The sequence below is a fragment of the Paenibacillus sp. NFR01 genome, assembly GCF_900111565.1.
GTDB lineage: Bacteria > Bacillota > Bacilli > Paenibacillales > Paenibacillaceae > Paenibacillus_AQ.
In genome coordinates this window covers 121,418-135,197 of record NZ_FOIK01000004.1, presented here as the reverse complement: position 1 = coordinate 135,197, position 13,780 = coordinate 121,418, and the positions used below count along the sequence as shown (strand labels likewise).

Here is a 13,780-nt window from a genome sequence, read left to right as displayed (position 1 = left end):
TTAGCGTCGCCACCTATAAGGCGGAACGTTCCTCCGGTCACCCCAGCAGATCCTGGCCGATATATCCGCCCTCGCGGACGCCGGGAAAACACGCAAACACGGCGCTGCCGACATGAACCGTATACTCATTCAGGCGGTCGTTCTGGGCGAGCCGCCGCTGGATGCTGACAAATTGCTTCATTATATCCTTCTGAAAGCTGATAAACAGCAACCCCGCATCGAGCTGCCCCGTCGTCAAGTCCATGCCGCTGGAGTACGAATAGGAGCGGCGGAGAATTTGAATGCTGCCGTCGCCGTGGGCGAGGGCCGAATGGGAGTCGGGCGGGATGAGCGGCTTGCCGGCGGCATCCGTAGCCTTCAGGTCCAGATCGGCGAATTCGTCCCTGGCGCCAAGCGGAGCGCCGGTTTGCCGGTGCCGGCCGAACGTTGCCTCCTGATCGCTCAGCGTTGAGCGGTCCCAGACTTCGATGCGCATCCGCACGCGGCGCACGGCCATATACGAGCCGCCGTTCATCCAGGCCGGGCTTTCGCCGCCGCACCAGACGACCTCCCGCATCAGCGCGGCATCGTTGACGTCGGGATTGCCGGTGCCGTCCTTGAAGCCGAGCAGATTGCGCGGCGTCGCGCCTTTCGGATCGGCGGCGCCGCTGCGCTGAAAGCCTTCCTGCGTCCAGCGCAGCACGGCGGTGCCGCGGGCAATCCGCGCCAGGTTGCGGATGGCGTGGAACGCCACCTGCATATCATCGGCGCAGGCCTGCACGCACAGGTCGCCCCCGCACCATTCCGGCTTCAGGCTGTCGCCGGGAAAAACAGGCAGATCCGCAAACGCCGCAGGCCGCTTGGCGGCCAGGCCGAAGCGGTTGTCAAAGAAAGAGGGACCGGCGCCGAATGTGATGGTGCAGCGCGAAGGCGTAAGCCCGTCGGCTTCGCCCGTATCGGAAGGCGGGAGGTTAGGATTATCGTTGACTTCTCCTACCATTTGCCCCGATGTCATCACCGCTGCCGCCGCCGTCCAATCCTTCATCAGCTTCTGGACAGCAGGCAACCCGGCCGCCGTCAAATCAAACGCGGCAAAGCATATGAAATTTTGCGCGGGCGTAATAATGCCCGCCTGATGCGCTCCATAAAAAGGGATGCGGTCGACCGATGCCCCGGAGGCTGCGGGGGCAACCGGCTTGGGAGCACGGGCGGCAATCAGGCTGCCCGCGCCGGTGCCGCCGAGCAGAAGGCCGAGGCCGCCGACGCCGGTAAGCCGCAGCATATCGCGGCGGCTTAGTTTGCGGTCGAGCAGTTCTTCCGGCTTCCCGGCTGCGTCAGGGGAAGCCGATGGTTTATTGCGTTTTTGCATTTTCGCTCACACTCCCAGAATCGTTCCCATATTAGACAGCGGCTCGGCGAGCGCGTCGAGATTCTGACTGAGCTTCCGCACTTCGTCTTCCTTCAGCGTCTCGTAGGAGACGTAACCGTCTCCGGATTTGAACGGGGCCAGCTCGGCCAGCAGCGCATCGAACCGTTCGCCGATGGTTTGCTCAAGCTGCGGATCTTTTTTGGCAAGCTCCGGTTGGAGGAGCTCGTAGATCTTTTGCGCGCCTTCCACGTTGGCAACAAAATCATACAGATCCGTGTGGGAATACCGTTCTTCTTCCCCGGTAACCTTCGACGAGGAGACCTCGTTGAGCAGTTCAACCGCGCCGGTCACGAGCAGGCTGGCGTCGATTTCGACCGTCTCCACTTTGGCCCGCAGCAATTGCGCATCACTCAGCAGCTGGTCGGCCGTTTCTGCCGTGCCGTCGGTGCTGCCTTTTTCCCATAACGCCTGCTCCAGCTTGTGGAAGCCGCGCCAATCGGCAGGATCGACGTCATTCTCCCGGGCATCGATGTTCGGGTCCAGATCGCCCAGCGCTTCGGCAATCGGCTCGATCCGTTCATAGAACATGCGGGCCGGGGCATACAGCGCTTTAGCTTCATCGATCTTGCCGGCTTTAACCGCGGAGGTAAAGCTTTCCGTCTGTTTGACGAACTGGTCGCACTGCTCGATGACGTAAGTCCGGTAGGCATCCACGGCGGAGGTGAAATCGGCGGCAGGCGAGCCGGCTCCCCCGGCATCGTTGGCGGAATTTACGGAAGCGACTCCGGAATCCGTGATTCCGCCGTTGTTAGCCGCTGCTGATGAAGTGTTATTCTCCGTGTTATTACCGTTGTTGGCGGAACAGCCGGCAAACAGCAGGGTGGCTGCCAGCATGCCGGCAGGAAGGGCAGAACTGAATTTCACGCATCAACACTCCTTTGTATGTATTTGTGCAAATGATAATCGTTATCAATATATGGGATTATCATAAAGCCCCTGCCGTGGGCTGTCAATTAAAAAGTGTGATTTTTCTCATAATGCCTTCGTAACCCGGCAGCTGTTCCACTCCCGGCTCGCCCCTCCGCCATCGCCCATTTTGGGAATGCGACAGCACCAATGACAGCTGTTATACATAGTATGATTTGACTGTATCCCTTTACCTTGTTATACCAAACAAACCCGAGCAAGGAGGGGTGACACCATATGAAGGGGAACGAACATCACAGCAAATTTCTGTTGACGCATCGTGAGCGCGAAGTTTTTGAGCTACTTGTGCAGGACAAAACGACCCGCGACATCGCCGGCCTGCTGTTCATCAGTGAAAAAACGGTCAGAAACCACATCTCAAACGTTATGCAGAAATTAAATGTTAAAGGCCGTTCACAAGCGGTTGTCGAGCTGATCAAGCTTGGGGAGCTGAAAATATAGCTGCCGTGTCTTGAAAGACCATGGGTGAACCTTCTTGAGCCGCCAGGCGAGAGGAGGTTTTTTGTTGCGCGGGCCTGGTGCCCTCAGAGAACCAAACTTGCAGGTGGTACATTCTATTTCTATGCCCTAACCTCATGGTACAATATTCCTGATGCGGATGTTCCGCAAATACCCGGCTGGGTACCAGGGTGGAGGTTACATGGACAAGTATGACGATTTGAGAAAAAGAGCCCGCGAATCCCGCCGGTCCGTGGAAAATAACATTCAGCGGCTGGGTTCCATTTCCGCCGAATCCAAACGGGTAGCCGATGTGGCGGGCAACGCCGGCAGTATTCTTTCGGAGATTGATCAAGCGTTTGCCGATAAAACCAGGCTGGGCAAAACGGATATATCCTTTTTGTTTTTGGCAACCGCGCTCCAGTGCATCCGGCAGTACGTGTTCACCAATGATTCGTTCCGGGTTAAAGCTGAGCAAGGTGACCGTGTGGTGAAAGATCCGATCAAAAAAATAACTCCCAAACATTGGCATGACATTCTGATGGGCAGTGTTCCTTACGATGCCGTACAGAGGGCTCCGGATTTCAGAGAGGTTTCTACGGGGATTGGCGGTTCGACTCACCGGTTCCGGACGCTTGGCCATGATCCGGTATTGGGCTGGTTTTTTGGACCTGTGAACATCCTGACCGACTCCTTGACGAAAAGCGATTTTGTGTCTACATACAGCGTGGCGCACATGCAGATCAGCGGTTTTTATCCGGGCGGAACGGCAGGAGCGGTCCAGGGCGCGATAGAACAAGCGCAGGCAAATTCTTATACCCTGCCCGCCGCTGTGGCCAAGCAGGCCATTCATTTCGGGGCGGATTATTTTACAAAGCAGGGCTTGCCCGTCCCGTTGATCAGCAGCATACATAATGATTGGGCTAAGGATTTAATCCAGAAATACAATATTGATGCTTACAGCATCACCCGCGGCGCCGTCATGTCGACGCTAATCAATACAATCATTTCACTGATCCACAAATTTCTTTATGATGAGACAAAACACGGGTCTGCCGAATTATACGAAGTCCGAACCCGGAAAATTCTGAGCTACTCCAATCTTTTGGCCACGACAAGCAATGTGATTTACGTTGCAGTGACCAAGAATCTTAAAGCTTTGGATGCAGGGGGGCTGCTGGTGACGCTGTACCGGATCATCAGCGACTATCATTTTATCCAGCGCATCAAACGGGAGTTTTTGCACCATGAATTCAACAGGACCGTACAAGGCGATGAATATGATTTTTAGGGGGAGTACCAATGACCGCAAATTCACATAAAGATGGCATGAAAGCAGCAGCAGCAATGTTCGAAGAGAAGTTCCGGACGCAGGGAGAAGCCATCGATCGCGTGGGAGCGCGATTAAGTTCGGATTTGGAGCAAATCGCCGGCTTGCAGGAAGACATGATTACGATTGCCGAAGCCCATGAAGCGCTGCTGGCTGAACAAAGCCGGGAACGCTACGGATTGGACATGCATGCGGCAGTGGAAAAATGCGATGTTATTCAAAAGGAGCTTCTGGCCGGCATTTTATTGTCGGTCGCGGCGGCTACGGAAGAGCCGAGTGCGCTCCAGCAAGCTTATTTTTCCAGTGTGCTGCAGTATCTTGGAATTCTTTATCCGTCCAGCGGGCTCTCTCTGAAAAGCGTAGAGCGGATTGACAGCAGGGCCCTGCAAAAGCAAGCGCTGCATTTCGTACTGGAGTATAAATTTCTTGAACGAAGCAGCTTTGAATTTATCGCAGATTATGAAGCTGAATTGGCATGTTTTTCGATCCGCAGGGATGAATTGGACCAGATCATGGCATACATCACGCTGAGCTCCCAGGCGATGGGGCCTTCAGGCCTTGCCGAGAAATACAGACGTTATGCGGCGGAAGAGGGACTGGATTTTATTGAAACCGGAGGAGAGGCTGAGGGCGTGAAGGATGCCGCGTTTTGGGAGCAGAAGACGGAAATTTCCGGGCTCTGTGCGGATCTCGTAAATGTGAACGCTTATATTGAAACCGGGCATTACCTCGTTTATGAGAATAACGGGCTGCGCAAAATCCATAAAGCGCACGGCAAGGACGTCTTGATCAAAAGCGATGTCTATTTCAGCAATCTGAAAAGAGATGTTCAAGCTCTCAAAGATCAATTGTTTTATTACGATTCCCGCTCGGAAGCTCTTTTCACTTTGGATTTGGATACGCATAAAGAGAAGAAGCTGCTTGCCTGTAAGATCCGTCATTTTCAGGTTAAGGGTCATTGGATTTGCTACGAAACCGATGAAACCCGTGCTTTAAATGTGTACGACCTTCGCAGCAATGAGAGCACCGCCCTATGTTATGTCCGCTTGGGCCAGAAGGAAAGCCTGCATCGGAGGCAACTGGATGTTGAAACCGCGAAATGGCTGTTCACAGGCACTTCCGTCTTTTTCATTCCGGCCTATGATGCCCAGCCTGCGGATGACGTGAATTCTTCGCATTATCTTTACCGGTATGATCTCTCTGATGAAACTGTCAACAGGGTATGCAAGATCACCAAAGAATGCGAGGATTTTGCCGATGACGAGGAATATTCCCGGTACATGGGGGGCCCATTAGGCTGGTTCGGGTTTGGCGGAGAGATTGAGTGGGTCTTGGAGGATGGCAAGGTTCTGCTGCTGCGGCAATCGTGGAATCAATGTACGTTGGACCGAATGGACTTGAATTCATCTGCTCCGGAATGTGAAACATTAGCCAAAGTCACTGGAAAGGGGATTCTTCATAACGGCAGCCTGTTTTATGCGGAAGAAAACCATCCGTATCCCCTGTACAAGCTGGAATTGGACAGCAAGGAACGCGTGCAAATGGGTGATCATTGCGGTTACGCCTGGTATGGAAAGAAGCGGCTCTTTAAAGACCCGGAGAAATACCATTCCATTCACCCGTTCCAGGTAACCGGCAACTGGCTGTATTTTAAACGCGGCCAAGGTTATGATGCGCCGGTCATGCGTGTCTCGCTGGACGAGCCGATGCAGATGACGGAATGTAAAGTTGAGACTCTGTAGTCCGAACCGAGGGAAGAAGTCTTGTTTTTGCGCAAAAATAAAAAGACCGTTCGTTCGGAGCGCTGCTTGCGTCCGTTTCGGGCGGTCTTTGCTTTGTGGATTAGTGGTAGATGACGGTCTTGATCCGTGCCTCTTCTTCATATGTGAGCGGGCTGCGTGCCGGCGGCGTATGCAGATGGCGTTCAACGCTGTATTCCATCTTGCGGTAATCCTCTTCGCCCATGTTAGGCTGCCATTTGTCGCTTACCCATTGTTTGATTTCTTTCAGTGTTGCAAGCATGTATTCCATCCTCCTTTGGAGATGAAGCATTTCTTTTCTTTATTTTGTTTACGCTTTCATTATAGCATATCTTCAGAAAAAGAAAAGCCTAAGTCCGTCAACGGAAGACATTATTTTTGTAAAATCTGCGGTAAACTAAGGATTTGTGCGTATTGAAAAGAGAAGTGTCCGCGTACCAAGGACAAATGATGTTATGTTTTGTGACACTTCTATTTGAGAGGAGATTGGGATTCGCCGACTGCCTCCGCGCCGCGTTTGCCGCCAATAACGGCAAAAGTGCCGTTAAATTACACCACCACGCCGTTCAGTGATGCAACCGCCGCGCTCCCCGCTCCCATCCTTGCAGCACGCCTGCCTGTTCTCTCTCCCTATTATTTCAATTTATAAATATACAAAATAGGATGATAGGTGTAAAATGGCATCTGTGGCCCAGGCTTTCATTGCGCTTCACATCAAACGGGGGGATAGTCGTCCGGTCTATTGTGAAATATTGCGCATGCGTGAAGGTCCGGACAATCAGAGAAATGATACCGACTCAGGAGATGGAGGCTTACCGATTCATGAAGAAAACAACACGCAAACATCCGATACTGCTGCTCACGCTGGCGCTGACCTTTGGTCTGGCGATGGCCGGCTGCGGAAGCAACAACAATAATGCGGCGGATAACGCCGGTTCCGGCAATGCGGCCGCCGGCACGAACGCCGCAGCGACGGATGCGCCGAAAGAGACCACAACGCTGTCGCTGGGCCTGCTGCCTTCGATCGACGCGATCCCGTTCATTATTGCCCATGAGCAAGGCTTCGATAAGGAGCATGCCGTCAACTTGGACATCCAGACGTTCAAAAGCGCCAAAGACCGCGACGTGGCTTTCCAAGCGGGCAAAGTGGACGGCATCAGCGCCGACCTTGTGGCGATTTCGATCTACAACGAGGCTGGACAAGATGTGAAAATCACCAGCACGACCACCGGCGAATTCGATCTTCTGACCGGCAATGACGAGGTTCAGGACGTGAAGGATCTGAAGGGCAAAACCGTGATCCTGTCCAAAAACACTTCGACCCAGTACACGATGGCGACACTGCTGAAGCAGGCCGGCCTCTCGGAAGACGACATCACCGTAACGGAAGTGCCGCAGATCCCGACCCGTCTCGAGCTTTTGAAAAATAAAAAAGCCGATGCGGCCGTCCTGCCGGAGCCTTTCGTAACCATGGGCGCGGCTTCCGGACTGCGCGTGCTCAGCTCGACGACGTCGGCGGGCATCAATCCGTTCGTGCTGGCGTTCCCGCAAAGCGCAATCGACGCCAAGGGACAAGCTATCCGCGACATGTACGCGGCGTATGACGAAGCGGTGGATTACATGAAATCGCATGACCAATCCGAATACATCGACACCATCGTCAAGGAAGTCGGCTATCCGGAAGAAATGAAGGACGAAATCAAGGTTCCGGCTTACGAGCATGCGACGCAAGTGGATGTGGCGCAAGTCGAGCAGGCATTTGCCTGGGCACGCGAAAAAGGGCTTTTGACCAAAACTATATCGGGCGAAGAAGTGATCTCCGATGTCCAGTTTAAGAATTAGTCAAACGGGATTAACGATAAACGGGCTTCAAGCTGAATATGCCAAGGGGCTGCCGGTGTTCAGCCGCTTGAACCTGACGCTGCCGGAGCACGGCATCTATACGGTCATCGGGCCGTCGGGCAGCGGCAAGTCGACGCTGCTGCGGGCGATTGCCGGCCTCCTGCCCGGATATGAGGGCGAACTGCTCTATAACGGCGAATCCGTGCACGGCAAAGGCACGCTGGTCGGGCTTGTGCCGCAGAACTACGGCCTTCTGCCATGGAAGACCGTCCGCGAGAATATCCGCATCGCGATGAAGATTACCGCGCCGGGCGGCGGCAAGGCGGAGCGCGAAGCGCGGATCGTCCGCTGGCTGGAAGCCATGGGTATCGCCGGGCTGGCGGACCGTTATCCGCTGTCGCTCAGCGGCGGCCAGCAGCAGCGGGTGGCGATCGCCCGGGCCTTTGCCATCGAGCCGGCGCTCCTGCTGCTGGACGAGCCGTTCAGCGCGCTCGACGCGATGACGCGCGAATCGCTGCAGCGGCTGTTCCTCGACAACTGGCGCGAGCATCCGGCGACGGCGCTGTTCGTTACCCATGACGTGGAGGAAGCAATTTTGCTGGGCCAGCAAATCGTCATTATGCCTGCGGACAAGGACAGCGCTCCGGTGCTGCTGGACAATGGCGGCGTTTTTGCGATGGCGCATGAGGCGAAGCGGGAGAGCGCAGCATTTTTCGAACAATCCAAGGCGATCAGAAAGGTAATGCAGGAGTTATGGTGAACGAGCGGCTGAAGCATGTACTGCGGTTATTGTTTATTTTTCTGATCATGAATGTACTTTGGTATATCGGCTATCTGCTGATGAATCACCCGATTCTGCCCAGCCCCGGCGCGGTTTATGACGCGATGTTCCATCTGGGCGCCCGGGATGTGGCACTGAACGTCGGTTATAGCCTGATGCGCGTACTGGAAGGCGTGCTGCTCGCGCTGTTCATCGGCCTCTTGATCGGTCTCCTGATGGGACGCTCGCCGTTCTGGAACCGGGTGCTGGACCCGGTGGTTTACTTGACCTATCCGGTGCCGAAAATCGCCTTGCTCCCGGTTGTTATGCTGTTCTTCGGGCTCGGCGAGACGTCCAAGGTGCTGATGATCATGCTGATCCTGCTGTTTCAGATCATCATCTCGGTGCGCGACGGGGTCAAGGCGATTCCCGGCAGCACCTATGATGTGCTGAGCAGCATCGGTGCAACGACGGCGCAGAAGTTCTGGAACGTTACGCTGCCCGGCGCCCTGTCGGTCATTCTCAGCACGATCCGCATTTCGCTCGGAACGGCGATATCGGTGCTCTTTTTCACGGAGATTTACGGGACGGAGCACGGGATGGGCTACTTTATCATGGATGCGTGGCTGCGGCTCGATTATCCGGAAATGTACGCCGGCATTCTGCTGTTCAGCCTGGTCGGCTTTGCGTTGTTCCTGATCGTAGATCTGCTGGACTACAAGTTTATGAAGTGGCGGCGCTAGACGCTGCATGGGATCGAAACCGCGCTTTCCTTCGGGAAAGGCGGTTTTTTTGCGTGGGATCACTTTTCGTCGGAATTTCCTGTCGTAAATAAAATATGGAAAAAATAAGTATGTGTATCTATAATAAGAGAGTCATATAGAAAAAAATGGGAGGATGGACAAATTGAGCAAACGCAGCACAAACAATCGCGGCCCGTTCCTGAGCCGGCGCGCGGCCAAGATCGTTTTGACAGGCACCGTCGGACTCGCCCTGGCTTTGCCGGGAGGCATTGCCGCAGCGGGGGATGTTGCCGTACAGCAAATGCAGATCGCCGCAGGAGAGGGCATTTCCGCCAAAGCGGCGGCAGCGCCCGATGCGTCGAAAGCCAAGGTTACGTCCGAGCAAGCGGTGGCGACGCTGAAGGCACTGTTTCCTACGCTTAAGGATGCCAATGTTTCGGGCACCCGGCTCACCAATAACGACGGCAGTTATCCGCAGAACAACAACCAGCTGGTTTGGGATATCCAGTGGAATGTTCAGATCGGCAGTTCGTCCTTCGGCTTTTCCAGCCGGGTGGACGCGATCAGCGGCGATGTGCTGAGTGTGTATCTCTCGTCTCCGCTGAACACGGAGGGAGGTTATTATCCGCCTAAGCTGACGCGCGATGAAGCGCTGGCCAAAGCCAAGGCATTCATCGCCAAGGCCGCTCCTTCGCTAAAAGGCTCCGAACTGAAAGAGCAGAACAGTACATATGCGAGGGCAACGAGCGTGCTGTTTGGTCCGGTTCAGTATAATTTTATTTTCCAAATCTCCAAGAATGGCCTGCCTGCAGCGACGGAATCCGTGTACATCACGCTTGACGGCAACGGAGAGGTGTCCCAGTTCTCGAAAAGTTACAGCGGACTGGAGTATCCTTCGGCCAAACCGGCCATTTCGCTTGCAGCGGCAGAGAAAACCTATAATAACCGCTTTAAAGTCGGCCTGTATTATGCCCCGGTTTATAACAATAACACCTTTGACCACTGGGTATTGAGCTGGCAGCCGCAAGCCAGCGTGCAGTATCTGGTGGATGCCCAAACCGGCAAGCTAATCGATTACGAAGGACGCGAAGCGACTTCTCTGACGTACGAGAAGGTACCATCGACGAAGGAGCGCTTTACGCCGCGTGCGTCCGGCAAGGAGCTGACCGCGGAGGAAGCCGCCAAGCAGCTGCAGCAGGTCTTTACGATTCCTGCCGGCCGCAAGCTGCTGAACCAGACACTGGGCGGACAACCGGACCAGGACAGCAAAACCTGGCAGCTCGCCTGGCAGGCAGAGGACAGCTTCGTCAGCGGCGCGCCAAGCCGCACCTACGCCGAAATCGATGCCTCAACCGGGGAGATCAAGCAAATTCAGCTGGAACAGTACATGACCGCAGAGAATAAACCTGTGCTTCCGGCTCCGGCGGGCGGGAAAAAGCTGACCCAGGCGGAAGCGAAGCAAAAGGCGATTGCGCTGATCAACCGGCTGTACAATAAAGCTGCGGATTCCTTGCTGCTGGCAGAGCACGGGGGGACATGGAGCGTATTGTCCGGCGGGCAAGGTTACCGCTACGAATTTGTCCGCCAGTATCAGGGAATTCCCGTGCTGGACGGCAGCATCGCGCTGACTATCGACAGCTACGGTCGGGTGAAGACGTATACGAATTATTCCCTGGGAAGCCTCGATGCGTTGAAAGACAAACCGGCTCCGGCGATCTCGGAAGCGGCTGCGAAGCAAAGCTACCTGGATAAATACAAATTGACGCTGGAATACATTTCGCTGGGGGGCTACTATACGTCCGGCGAATATGTCCAGCCGCAAATCAAGCTGGCGTACAGTCCTCATCCGTCCGATGGGCAGGAAGCGATTTTGACGCAGGTTCTCGATGCCGCTACCGGCAAGTGGGTGTCCCTGTATACCGGGTACGCCAACCCGGCGGATAGCTCGCCTCCTGCCGTCGACATCAAAGGCCATCCGCAGGAGCAGCAGTTCAACGAATTGCTGAACTACGGTGTATTCTCTACGGATAAGGATGGGAAAATCAACCCGGAACAGGAGATTACGCTGGGCGATTGGTATTCTTATCTGGTCAAAGCTTCCACTCCTTATTATTCGGGCGGCAGCGTCGGAACCGCCAACCAGCAGCCGGTTGCCGGGGTAAAGCCGGACAGTTCCTATTACAATGTCATCAGCTTTGCGCTTGAATACGGGTGGATCGCGAAAGACGCGGTAGTCAAGCCGGAAGAGAAGCTGACCCGCGAAGGCCTTGCCGTTCAGCTTGCCGCTTTCCTGAAATACAGCAAAATCTCCGCGCTGCTTGCGAATGATCCGGTGGTCGCGGGCTTCAGCGACAATGCCTCCATCAGCAACAAAGGCGCCGTGGCGCTGGCGGTGAAGCTGGGGCTGCTGCAGGCCGATAACGGAAAATTCAATCCGCAGCAGATGGTAACGAAAGCCCTCGCCGCCGATGTGCTGATGAAGCTGGTACAGCTGCAGGGCAAGACGGATCAGTCGTTTACGCCAAACCGCTATTAATGCAGGCAAAAGCCTGTATCCGCCTTTCGGGACGGATACAGGCTTTTTAGTTCACCTGGAATATTCGGTCTTAGCGATTAATCCAATCCTTTATTCACAACGTACGGCCCCGTTCCCGGGGTTGAATGCTGGTGATCGGCCGGAGGGTTCAGCACCGGAATGCCACCCATGGCCTGAGGCTGTGCCACGTATTCAAAATTCCCGGTTCCGTCAGGAAGCGGTCCGTCCGCCCAGCGGCCCAGGCTGCTCTCCTCGCCTGCCGAGAAATTCAGGAATTGGCGCGTCGCATCCTGAATCGTGAATTCGCGCGGAAACGAAGCCGGGGCAATCCGGCCGTCCAGCGCCTCGATCTCCTCGATGGCCGCCATCCACTGGTTCTGGTGCATGATATCGCGGGCGATCATAAAGTGCAGCATATCGCGAATTCCCGGATCGGTCGTTTGTTCGTAGAGCCGGACTACCTGAACCAGCCCTTGGGATTCCGCGTTCAGATTGGCCCGGAAGTCGGCAAGCAGATTTCCGCTGGAAGCAATGTAGCGGCCGCTCCAAGGAAAGCCATTGCTGTCGGAAGGCGTAGCGCCAAGACCCGATACGATCGCATGCTGCGGATTCATACCTCCAAGCACAGAGGCGATCAGCGGATCCTTGGCCGCTTCGTCAACCTGGTCTGCGGGAGCACCGTCCAGCAGCTGGGCGATCATGGTGCATAGCATTTCGACATGGCCGATTTCCTCGGTTCCGATGTCGAGCAGCATATCCCGGTATTTTTGCTCTGCACGGCAGTTAAAGCCCTGAAATAGGTATTGCATCATAACCGACATTTCGCCGAATTGCCCGCCGAGCACCTCTTGAAGTTTTCTCGCGTAGACCGGGTCGGGTTTTTCCGGCTTTGCACGAAATTGAAGCTCCTTGATGTGAAAGAACATGCAGGTCTCCTCCTCAAATCGTGGGTTATTTTACCACTATGTCTTACCCCTGAGGCTTTTTCGTCAATCACTCCGGAGGCGGACATGGCCTGAAAAACCGATTTTCACCCAAGCGGAATCATAGACAAAAAAGCCTGGCCCCGCCATAAAAAACGGGAACAGGCTTTTTCTGAGAAAGTTCTGGCATAAAAGGCCATCCGCTGTGAAGGTCAACTTCCGCAGTTATTTTCCAAGCTGCTTGTCGACTTCCCGCACCGGATTCTCTCCCTCATGCGCTTCGGTCTTATGGCTGCTCATAAACCAGCCGGTTGCGGCGATAATGACGAGAACGATGTAGAACGTTGCTTTCCACCAGGTGCTGTGGGCGAAATGCTCGGAAAGCACGCCGAGCGAAGGATGTGCCAGGGTAATGACCGCCAGCTTCACGCCGACCCAGCCGACGATAAAGAAGGCTGCGATCTCAAGACCGGGACGGGAATGCAGCAGCTTGACGAAAAAGGAAGCGGCAAAACGCATAATGACCAGTCCGATGAAGCCGCCGGCAAAGATGACGAGGAATTGTCCGCCGTCCAGACCTCCGATGTTCGGGATGCCGCTCGCCGGAAGCGCTACAGCCAGTGCTACCGCGGCGAGAATCGAATCCACGGCAAACGCGATGTCTGCCACCTCGACTTTAAGCACGGTAAGCCAAAAGCTGGACTTCTTTTTCTCGACGGCTTCCGCGCTGCCGCTCTCTGCGGCTTCGTCTGTGACGGGCTTCTTAAACAGCAGCTTGCGGAAGATATGATTCCCGGCAATAAACAGCAGATAGATGGCGCCGATGGCTTGTACCTGCCAAATGTCCACGAGATACGAGATCACGAACAACGACCCAAAGCGGAAAATAAATGCCCCTGCAAGGCCATAGAATAGCGCCTTCTTGCGCTCTTCATCCGGCAGATGCTTGACCATAATGGCCAGCACGAGCGCATTGTCCGCAGCGAGCAATCCTTCCAGCGCAACCAGCACGACGAGCACCCACCCGTATTCCAGCAATAATCCCCAATCCATTTCCGTTTCCTCCTAAAAAGTATTTTTTACCTCTGCCCCCATTATTTTGGCCAAAAGTAT

The 13,780-nt window shown here is 54.8% G+C and carries 12 protein-coding genes; 7 read left to right on the top strand and 5 right to left on the bottom strand.

Going from position 1 to position 13,780, the window contains the following annotated elements; all coding sequences use genetic code 11:
* Positions 1 to 37: 37 nt before the first annotated feature.
* Together efeB and efeO are read right to left on the bottom strand one after the other, a co-directional pair.
* Positions 38 to 1,348, bottom strand: coding sequence for an iron uptake transporter deferrochelatase/peroxidase subunit (efeB, locus tag BMW84_RS17855; RefSeq protein ID WP_091070754.1), 1,311 nt, complete (start codon positions 1,346 to 1,348; stop codon positions 38 to 40).
* Between the two features lie 6 nt (positions 1,349 to 1,354).
* Positions 1,355 to 2,272, bottom strand: coding sequence for an iron uptake system protein EfeO (efeO, locus tag BMW84_RS17850; RefSeq protein ID WP_175498880.1), 918 nt, complete (start codon positions 2,270 to 2,272; stop codon positions 1,355 to 1,357).
* 279 nt (positions 2,273 to 2,551) lie between these two features.
* Between efeO and BMW84_RS17845 the strand changes: the two genes are divergently transcribed.
* The 3 genes from BMW84_RS17845 to BMW84_RS17835 all read left to right on the top strand — a co-directional run bounded on the left by BMW84_RS17845 (position 2,552) and on the right by BMW84_RS17835 (position 5,845).
* On the top strand, positions 2,552 to 2,776 hold the full coding sequence (locus BMW84_RS17845) for a helix-turn-helix domain-containing protein (RefSeq protein ID WP_019908812.1): 225 nt from the start codon (positions 2,552 to 2,554) through the stop codon (positions 2,774 to 2,776).
* 199 nt (positions 2,777 to 2,975) lie between these two features.
* Complete coding sequence (locus BMW84_RS17840) at positions 2,976 to 4,064, top strand: hypothetical protein (protein WP_091070752.1); 1,089 nt, start codon at positions 2,976 to 2,978, stop codon at positions 4,062 to 4,064.
* Positions 4,065 to 4,075: 11 nt separating this feature from the next.
* Positions 4,076 to 5,845, top strand: coding sequence for a hypothetical protein (locus BMW84_RS17835; RefSeq protein ID WP_091070750.1), 1,770 nt, complete (start codon positions 4,076 to 4,078; stop codon positions 5,843 to 5,845).
* A 100-nt stretch (positions 5,846 to 5,945) separates the two neighbouring features.
* Here BMW84_RS17835 and BMW84_RS17830 read toward each other — a convergent pair whose 3' ends face one another.
* Positions 5,946 to 6,125 carry a hypothetical protein gene (locus tag BMW84_RS17830; protein WP_091070748.1) on the bottom strand — a complete coding sequence of 60 codons (180 nt, stop codon included), beginning with the start codon at positions 6,123 to 6,125 and terminating at the stop codon, positions 5,946 to 5,948.
* 560 nt (positions 6,126 to 6,685) lie between these two features.
* Here BMW84_RS17830 and BMW84_RS17825 point away from each other — a divergent pair.
* The 4 genes from BMW84_RS17825 to BMW84_RS17810 all read left to right on the top strand — a co-directional run bounded on the left by BMW84_RS17825 (position 6,686) and on the right by BMW84_RS17810 (position 11,744).
* On the top strand, positions 6,686 to 7,705 hold the full coding sequence (locus BMW84_RS17825; protein WP_091070747.1) for an ABC transporter substrate-binding protein: 1,020 nt from the start codon (positions 6,686 to 6,688) through the stop codon (positions 7,703 to 7,705).
* On the top strand, positions 7,686 to 8,465 hold the full coding sequence (locus tag BMW84_RS17820) for an ABC transporter ATP-binding protein (protein ID WP_091070746.1): 780 nt from the start codon (positions 7,686 to 7,688) through the stop codon (positions 8,463 to 8,465). Before BMW84_RS17825 ends, BMW84_RS17820 begins: the two co-directional genes overlap by 20 nt.
* On the top strand, positions 8,459 to 9,208 hold the full coding sequence (locus tag BMW84_RS17815) for an ABC transporter permease (protein ID WP_091070744.1): 750 nt from the start codon (positions 8,459 to 8,461) through the stop codon (positions 9,206 to 9,208). The genes BMW84_RS17820 and BMW84_RS17815 overlap by 7 nt, the downstream gene beginning before the upstream one ends.
* A gap of 163 nt (positions 9,209 to 9,371) precedes the next feature.
* Positions 9,372 to 11,744, top strand: a complete 2,373-nt coding sequence (locus BMW84_RS17810) for a YcdB/YcdC domain-containing protein (RefSeq protein ID WP_175498878.1) — start codon at positions 9,372 to 9,374, stop codon at positions 11,742 to 11,744.
* 77 nt (positions 11,745 to 11,821) lie between these two features.
* Here the strand turns inward: BMW84_RS17810 and BMW84_RS17805 are convergent, their stop codons facing one another.
* The gene (locus BMW84_RS17805; RefSeq protein WP_091070741.1) at positions 11,822 to 12,670 is read right to left on the bottom strand and encodes a manganese catalase; all 849 of its coding nucleotides are present in this window, start codon (positions 12,668 to 12,670) and stop codon (positions 11,822 to 11,824) included.
* Positions 12,671 to 12,892: 222 nt separating this feature from the next.
* Positions 12,893 to 13,720, bottom strand: coding sequence for a TerC family protein (locus tag BMW84_RS17800; RefSeq protein ID WP_091070739.1), 828 nt, complete (start codon positions 13,718 to 13,720; stop codon positions 12,893 to 12,895).
* Positions 13,721 to 13,780 lie beyond the last annotated feature (60 nt).